At 70.9% G+C, this 4,777-nt stretch carries 4 protein-coding genes and 3 pseudogenes; 3 read left to right on the top strand and 4 right to left on the bottom strand.

Annotated elements, in window-relative coordinates:
- Positions 1 to 277: pseudogene (locus A5646_RS04970) on the bottom strand (DUF2470 domain-containing protein); the annotation flags it as partial.
- 92 nt (positions 278 to 369) lie between these two features.
- Here A5646_RS04970 and pheA point away from each other — a divergent pair.
- Together pheA and A5646_RS04960 are read left to right on the top strand one after the other, a co-directional pair.
- Positions 370 to 1,320, top strand: a complete 951-nt coding sequence (gene pheA, locus A5646_RS04965; protein WP_066871617.1) for a prephenate dehydratase — start codon at positions 370 to 372, stop codon at positions 1,318 to 1,320.
- Positions 1,317 to 2,003, top strand: a complete 687-nt coding sequence (locus tag A5646_RS04960; protein WP_066871615.1) for a histidine phosphatase family protein — start codon at positions 1,317 to 1,319, stop codon at positions 2,001 to 2,003. The genes pheA and A5646_RS04960 overlap by 4 nt, the downstream gene beginning before the upstream one ends.
- Positions 2,004 to 2,007: 4 nt before the next feature.
- Here the strand turns inward: A5646_RS04960 and A5646_RS04955 are convergent, their stop codons facing one another.
- From A5646_RS04955 to A5646_RS04945, 3 genes and pseudogenes are all read right to left on the bottom strand, one after another.
- Positions 2,008 to 2,199: a hypothetical protein gene (locus A5646_RS04955; RefSeq protein WP_066871612.1), complete on the bottom strand. Its 192-nt coding sequence runs from the start codon at positions 2,197 to 2,199 to the stop codon at positions 2,008 to 2,010.
- A gap of 3 nt (positions 2,200 to 2,202) precedes the next feature.
- Positions 2,203 to 2,623 (bottom strand): annotated as a pseudogene (locus tag A5646_RS04950) (metallopeptidase family protein).
- 4 nt (positions 2,624 to 2,627) lie between these two features.
- Complete coding sequence (locus A5646_RS04945; RefSeq protein ID WP_067020294.1) at positions 2,628 to 4,004, bottom strand: septum formation family protein; 1,377 nt, start codon at positions 4,002 to 4,004, stop codon at positions 2,628 to 2,630.
- Between the two features lie 112 nt (positions 4,005 to 4,116).
- Here A5646_RS04945 and A5646_RS04940 point away from each other — a divergent pair.
- A pseudogene (locus A5646_RS04940) lies at positions 4,117 to 4,777 on the top strand (serine--tRNA ligase); the annotation flags it as partial.

Here is a 4,777-nt window from a genome sequence, read left to right as displayed (position 1 = left end):
CGCGCACCCACACCAGCGAGCGGACCGGTTCGCGCAGCGGTAGGGGCGCGTAGTCGGTCAGCTCCAGCAGCGCCTGGGACCCCGAGATGGGGCGCACCAATTCCCGTTCCCGCTCGACGGGAAGCGCCAGCGCAACCGATCCGTCGTCCATCAGGTGGTGCAGGGGGGTGGGGACCGGGTCGTCGTGCTCGATGGCCAGCAGCGCGCCGCTGGCGCGGACACAGGCGCTGCGGATCCGTTCGGCGGTCGTCGGGGCAGGGCAGCTCAGCGGTAACACCATTCTCATCCTTTGATTAGGTAAGCCTAAGTTAACTCACCCGGGGTGACGTCGCAAGACTTTTCTGGTCCGCGCGCCGCTAGGGTTGGGACGTGGCCCGCATCGCATACCTCGGTCCGGAGGGGACGTTCACCGAGGCGGCGCTGCGACAGATCAGCGCGGCGGGACTCATTCCCGACGAAGGCCCAGCCGGGGTGCAACCCGCGCCCGTCGAAAGCACCTCCGCGGCGCTGGACGCCGTGCGCGACGGCACCGCCGACTACGCCTGCGTCCCGATCGAGAACTCGATCGACGGCTCGGTGACACCGACCCTGGACAGCCTGGCCATCGGCTCACCCCTGCAGGTGTTCGCCGAGACCACGCTGGACATCGCCTTCAGCATCGTCGTCAAACCGGGCCGCAGCGCCACGGACGTGCGGACGCTGGCGGCCTTCGGTGTGGCGGCGGCCCAGGTGCGCCAGTGGGTGGCCGCCAATCTGCCCGACGCCGCGCTGCGGCCGGCGTACTCCAACGCCGACGCCGCCCAGCAGGTCGCCGACGGACGCGTCGACGCCGCGGTGACCTCGCCGTTGGCCGCCGCGCATTGGGGCCTGGGCACCCTGGCCGAGGGTGTGGTCGACGAATCCAACGCCCGGACCCGCTTCCTTCTGGTCGGGCGGCCGGGCCCACCGCCGGCCCGGACCGGAGCCGACCGCACCTCGGTCGTGTTGCGCATCGACAACGCGCCTGGCGCGCTGCTGGCCGCGCTCGCCGAATTCGCCGTCCGCGGCATCGACCTCACCCGCATCGAATCCCGGCCGACCAGAACGGGTCTCGGCATCTACCGCTTCTTCGCCGATTGCGTCGGCCATATCGACGACGACGCCGTGGCCGAGGCACTCAAAGCGCTGCACCGTCGTTGTGCTGATGTGCGTTATCTCGGTTCCTGGCCCACCGGCTCGCCGGCCGGGGCGTTGCCGCCCTCCGCCGAGGAGGCCGCGCGCTGGCTGCAGCAGCTGCTGGACGGCAAGCGCGACGAGTCCGCCGGGGGAGCGCGGCGGTGAGCGGCCGGTTGATCCTGGTGCGCCACGGCCAGTCATTCGGAAACGTCGAGCGCCGGCTCGACACCCGCCCGCCGGGTGCGGAGCTGACCCCGTTGGGCCGCGACCAGGCGCGGGCATTCGCCCGCGGGGCGGGGCGCCCGGCGATGCTCGCGCATTCGGTGGCCACCCGGGCCTCGCAGACGGCCGAGGTGATCGGCGGCCAGGTCGCAGTGCCCCCGATCGAGGTGGCCGGCGTGCACGAGGTCCAGGTCGGGCGGCTGGAAAACCGCAACGACGACGACGCGGTCGCCGAGTTCAATGCGATCTACGAGCGGTGGCATCACGGCGAGCTCGACGTGGCGCTTCCCGGCGGCGAGACCGGCAACGACGTGCTGGACCGCTACGTCCCGGTGCTCACCGACCTGCGCCTGCGTTACCTCGACGACCGCGACTTCCACGGCGACATCGTCGTCGTCAGCCACGGCGCGGCGATCCGGCTGGCCGCCGCGGTGCTGGCCGGCGTCGACGCCGAGTTCGCGCTGGACAACCACCTGGACAACGCCCAGTCGGTGGCCCTCACCCCGATCACCGACGGGCGGTGGAGTTGCGTGCGTTGGGGGACGCTGACCCCGCCGTTCTACCCGGAGGAAGAGGCGACGCCGGTCGCGGACGCGGTGCGGTCCAGCGCCGACCCGATGGGTTGACCCGTCAGACGGCCAGGGCGATCACTTCGGTGCACACGCACCCGACGGCGTCGCAGTCGATCACGAAGGCGTGCGGCAACAGCTCGGGACTGAAGCAATCCGGCTCCGTGCATTCCGACCGGTGCAGCGCGTGGCGAATGATGGTGCCGTGACAGTGATCTAAGCCTGCCCGACAGTCGCGGCAGTCAATGCTCATAGGTCAGTTCATAGCACCCGTCGCGGACAAAATCGGGATGCCGCGCCCGGCGATCCGGCGCCGCGCCAGATTCTCAGGCCCAGCCCAGCTCGTGCAGCCGGTCGTCGTCGATGCCGAAGTGGTGAGCGATTTCGTGGATCACCGTGATGGCCACCTCCTCGACGACCTCGTCCTCGAATTCGCAGGCGTCCAGCAGCGCGTCCCGGTAGATGGTGATGGCATCCGGCAGGGATCCGGAATAGTCGGAGTCACGTTCGGTCAACGCCACGCCCTCGTACAGGCCGAGCAGTTCGGCGTCGTCGGGATGGCGGTCTTCGACCAGCACGACGACGTTGTCCATGGCGGCCGCCAGCTCGGGCGGGATGAGGTCGAGGGCGTCGGAGACCAGTTCGTCGAAGCGCTGCGGATCCATCCGGACGGACACCCGCCTAGCCTCCCGGCGGGGGCGCGGCGGGCGGTGCCTCGGGTGCGGGATTCGCCGGTGGTGGCGGTGCGGGCGCCGGTGCCTCGGGTGCCGGGTTGGCCGGCGGGGCGCCGTTGTCCGCCGGCGGCGCCTGCTGTTGCGGGGCCTGCTGCTGCGGGGCCTGCTGCTGGGGTTGCTGCGCGGGCTGCTGGCCGGGCAGGTGTTGGTTGTTCGGCGGGATCTCCGGGGCCGAGCCGGTGCCGGCGCCGGACTGGGTGGACGGCGGCTGAGCCGGGACCTGAAGCGGGATCGGCGGCATGGTGAGCCGCTCCTCGGGGATGTCGGGCGGCGGTACCGGCGGTTGACCGTTGATCAGCAGCTGGCCCTTGGCGCTGTTCAGCAGGGTGGCCCAGCCGCCGTTGCCCAGCGTCGCGCCGATGCTGCAGGCCACCTCGCGGCTGCCCGCCGTCCAACTGGCCAGCGGCACCGTCGGGTAGATCAGCGTCAAGGTGGTGGTGCGCAGCTTGACCGGCGCCAGGTACGCGTCGGTCATCTTGGTGCACGAATCCTTGATGAAGCCGTCCTGGTCGGGCTCGGCCGGCAGGCCACCGGGGAACTTCTCGGCCAGGTTGACCGTGCCGGTGACCTCCATGGCGTGCGGCGCCGCGCAGTCGACGGGCGCGTCGGTCGGCTGGTTGGTCGCCGAGTCGATGCCCAGACAGGTGCCGGCCGGCCACACCTTGGACTGGTCGACGTCGGCGACCTTGCCCTTGAAGGCCTGCTGCTGGTTGTTCATCCCGGGCAGCTGCAGGCCGCACAGCATCCGGCGGTCGCCGTTCTGGCGCCAGGCCCGGTCGCCGGGCCACAGCAGGCTGACGGTGAACTTGCTGTTCGGATCGAACTTGGGGCCGAGGTAGGTGCGGACGGCGGCCTCGCACTGCTCCTGGGTGATCTGCTGGATGCGCGCGGGCGTCGGGGGTGCGGCGTTGGGCCCGTATTCGGAGCCCGGGAACGTCCGCATGTCAATCGATTCGGCGACTTCGAACTTGTGCTCGTCACCGCAGTTGACGATCCTCGCCGACTCGGGGGTTGTCTCCGGCCACATCAAGCACTCGCCGGTGGCGGCCCGGTTGAAGGCGGCGTCGCTCTTGGTTCCGGTGCTGCGCACCGGGCTGCTGTCGAGGAACCGACCCGATCCGGGACCGCCGACCGGGATCGCGGTGACCAGCCCCGCGATCAGCAGGCCGCCGAGCGCGGTGAGCAGCAGCGCGCGCCGGGTCGCCCGGGCCTGCAGGCTGCGCGGCCAACCGAAGGCCGACGGCTGCTGTTCGGACGACTCGACCGCCCGGGTTTCCCGGGCTTCCGAAAGTTCCTTCTCGGGCGCTTGCGACATCCGCTCCATTCTGACAGGAGCGCCTGAGACCGGTGACAAAAGTTACGGATGTGAGTCCTGCGACTTTGCGCGGTGGATGCGCCGCCAGCCGCCCCGAACCGGTGAAAGTAGTCTCAGGGCCGTGATCGACCTGAAGCTGCTCCGGGAAGACCCCGATGCCGTGCGCCGCTCCCAGCTCAGTCGTGGGGAGGACCCGGCGCTGGTAGACGCGCTGTTGACCGCCGACGCCGCCCGCCGGGCCGCGATCTCGTCGGCCGACGGGCTGCGGGCCGAACAGAAGTCCGCCAGCAAGAGCGTCGGGGCGGCCTCTCCCGATGAGCGCCCGGCCAAGCTGACGCGCGCCAAGGAACTGGCCGAGCAGGTGAAGGCCGCCGAAGCCGCCCAGGCCGACGCGGAGGCCGCGTTCACCGCGGCGCACATGGCGATCTCCAACGTCGTCATCGACGGGGTGCCCGCCGGCGGCGAGGACGACTTCGCCGTGCTCGACGTGGTCGGCGAGCCCGCGGCGATCGACGACCCGAAGGACCACCTGGAGCTCGGTGAGTCACTCGGGCTGATCGACATGCAGCGCGGGGCCAAGGTGTCCGGGTCGCGGTTCTACTTCCTGACCGGCAAGGGTGCGCTGCTCCAGCTGGGCCTGTTGCAGCTGGCGTTGCGGCTGGCCGTCGAGAACGGCTTCATCCCGATGATCCCGCCGGTGCTGGTGCGCCCCGAGGTGATGGCCGGCACCGGGTTCCTGGGCGCCCACGCCGACGAGGTCTACCGCGTGGAGGCCGACGACC

The organism is Mycobacterium sp. 1245499.0 (assembly GCF_001673615.1).
In the GTDB taxonomy this organism is placed as follows: domain Bacteria; phylum Actinomycetota; class Actinomycetes; order Mycobacteriales; family Mycobacteriaceae; genus Mycobacterium; species Mycobacterium europaeum_A.
This window is presented reverse-complemented; position numbering and strand designations above follow the sequence as displayed.